This window comes from Parabacteroides sp. AF14-59, from assembly GCF_003479515.1.
GTDB lineage: Bacteria > Bacteroidota > Bacteroidia > Bacteroidales > Tannerellaceae > Parabacteroides > Parabacteroides faecis.
The window spans coordinates 1-2667 of sequence record NZ_QUHH01000054.1 but is presented as its reverse complement, the minus strand read 5'-3'; the positions used below and the strand labels follow the sequence as shown (position 1 = coordinate 2667).

General features: G+C 34.6%; 4 protein-coding genes. All 4 read left to right on the top strand.

Annotated elements, in window-relative coordinates:
• Window positions 1–71: 71 nt before the first annotated feature.
• The 4 genes from DWW23_RS26265 (at window position 72) to DWW23_RS26250 (ending at window position 2551) form a co-directional block, all read left to right on the top strand.
• Entirely contained in the window at window positions 72–476 is a 405-nt protein-coding gene (locus DWW23_RS26265; protein ID WP_028728888.1) for an SMI1/KNR4 family protein, read from the top strand.
• 82 nt (window positions 477–558) lie between these two features.
• Window positions 559–1455, top strand: a complete 897-nt coding sequence (locus tag DWW23_RS26260; protein WP_007558970.1) for an immunity 22 family protein — start codon at window positions 559–561, stop codon at window positions 1453–1455.
• 183 nt (window positions 1456–1638) lie between these two features.
• The gene (locus DWW23_RS26255; RefSeq protein ID WP_048317449.1) at window positions 1639–1989 is read left to right on the top strand and encodes a hypothetical protein; all 351 of its coding nucleotides are present in this window, start codon (window positions 1639–1641) and stop codon (window positions 1987–1989) included.
• Between the two features lie 40 nt (window positions 1990–2029).
• Complete coding sequence (locus DWW23_RS26250) at window positions 2030–2551, top strand: hypothetical protein (RefSeq protein WP_048317453.1); 522 nt, start codon at window positions 2030–2032, stop codon at window positions 2549–2551.
• The last annotated feature ends 116 nt before the right edge of the window (window positions 2552–2667 follow it).

Here is a 2667-nt window from a genome sequence, read left to right as displayed (position 1 = left end):
TGCGGATAACAAATAAATAAGCAACCCTAACAGTTGCTATTTACAACCCATTAGCCACCGAGGAAATAAATATGAAAAAGGAACTTATAGAACGATTGAGAAGATTTCTAACGGCACATGATATGATTGGGACACCTGCATCTGATGAGCAGGTATTATGTGCGGAACAAGAGTTAGGAGTAAAATTTAGTTCTGACTATATAGACTTTATCAAGAATTTCGGAACAGCATACGCAGGAATGATGATTAATGCTTTAGACGGCAATGAAAATGTGGTCGAAGAAACTAAATCATTAAGAGAAGTTCATCCTGAAGTTACAGATACTTATGTGATTTCAGATGATGGTTCTGGCAATCCCATAATGATAAATTCTAAAGGAGAGGTCGAAATATACTATCATGATAGTGATGCCGAAATAAAAACCATCGCTCCATCGTTAGAACAATATATAGAAGATAATTTTCCTGAATGGTAAAAGCGGTTGCTAACAAACAGATGAAACATTGAAGGCGGTTTATCTGCCGGACATTAGTCGCTTGAAAAATAAAAAAAAGAAAATGAGTAAGATAATGATATGGGTCGGTCAATTCGATTCCGAAGCTGACTTTGAGAAATATATGGATCAATCGGCTTTCCGTCAATGGTGGAAAGATTATGATGAAGACAATAAGGAACTTCGTTGCCAGTTCTGTAAGGAGCTTGGTGTAATGAGCTATGATGAGGATTTTCTTATTATGAAATTCACATCTGACGGCTTGGCAGGATTACTTAACCTTATTCCTGCTGATACCCAAAAGATAAGTCTGTCGATAGCTGATAAAAATATTACAATGGCAAATGCTGTTATCTGCTATAATTGTCGTGAGGGTATATCTCCTAAGAAGGCAGAGAATACCACAACCATGACTTATCTTGGTACGTTTGAGTTTGAACTGTCGCCTGAAGGAATGCAAGGGTCTAATGCTGGATTAGAATATATGATTTGGATTGGCACAACCGATAAAAGTAGGGAAGAATTTATGGAGTATTTCAATCAAGATGAATACATGAAAGAAATACGAGATTACGAAGAAGGTCGTACAAAGAAACGCCCAAATCCCGACCATCGCTGTCAGTTCTGCAAGGACATAGGAATTAAGTTCTATTACCCAGAATTTTTGAAAGTGGAAATTTTGGATCATCTTGAGAATCCATTTGAAATGGTAAAAAGGATGATAAACAATCAATTTGTGCCTGATTGGGTAATTGAACTCTACGTCAAGGAAGAACATGTATCAGCATCGAATTGTATAGTCTGCTATATTCCTAATGGATTTAAAGATAAAAAGAAAAATCAGAACATCTATATAAAGAAAAAAAGTTACGATGATTCTGATGTTCCCAAAAAACATATTGAGGAATTAGTAGATTACAACGGCATTAAATATCTTGAATGGTTTAAAGCCGAAGGATAATTATAATGGTATAGATTAGGTCGTCTATCTGCCATAACCTTTTATGGTAAAGATGATAAAAATATGAGCAGCTAATAGTTGAGTTGAAAAAAGAACAAATTGTGCGACTAACAAGCGGCTTAACCTCCCCTGAAAAAGGTCGGTTAGCCACCAAACATTACCAACTAAAGAAAATTAATAAATATGGTCAAGTACAAACTAACAGTAGATGAACCGTGGGGTTTCAATCATAATGGTAGTAATATTCTTCATGGTATAGTAATAAAGCAACTTTCTCCTACATTTCTTCTTTTCAAATCTGATAGTTTTTTAGATTTTAATGGACAAAAAAGTTGTATTCTAATTTTGAAACCCAGATATGAAAAAGAATATTTTGATTTAGAAACGAATGTTGATGTTATTGTCGGTGGTGCTTTGTGTTTAGAAAATAAATACGAAGAAAAAAATGAAGAATATTTAATATCACATAGCCAATATATGCTTATTGGGAGAATTGAAAAAATAAATGTTGGTAACAATCAACTTAACAGCTAAATGCAGTTAGCTGAAATACATTAGCATCAAATAAAAAAGAATGAAAACAATAAAAGAATTGCTTGATGAAGTCATTGATTTAGAAGGTAAGGTTCAAATAAGCCAAGCTATCGACTTTCATAAGGGAGTGCCTACCCTTGAAAAAGGAGTTTATAGAAATGTCTCTCCTATGTTGAAAATCAGGTATGGGGCATTTGGTAAATGGATTAATGCGACACATGGAGATTGGCTTGATACAAAAGAAATGGAAAGTCCATGGAATGAAGATGAAAAGGATGAACGGTTGATAGGAATTGTTCGCGACATAAAAGCTTCAAAGGATTATTGGGAAGACCATGCTACTGGACTATTTGCGCCAAACAGAATTTCCATTTTTGCAGCAAGCGATAATGGCTATGAAATGATTTGCCTAATATGGTTTGACGGTACAGAAGAACCGGAATTATGGGTATATGATTGCAACGGTGAAAGTCGATATAAAGATTTAGCTGCTTATTTGCAAGCATATATTGATGATGATGTATCAGCTTCTGAAGTAAAGTGGAAATTAGCTGATATGTGATTCTTTTATTAGAAGTGATGCTAACATACACCTTAATCGCCCAAAATGGCGATTAGCTGCCGAATTATCCGCAACTAAAAATCAAAAAGGAATATGAAAGAATTAGAAAACAACTG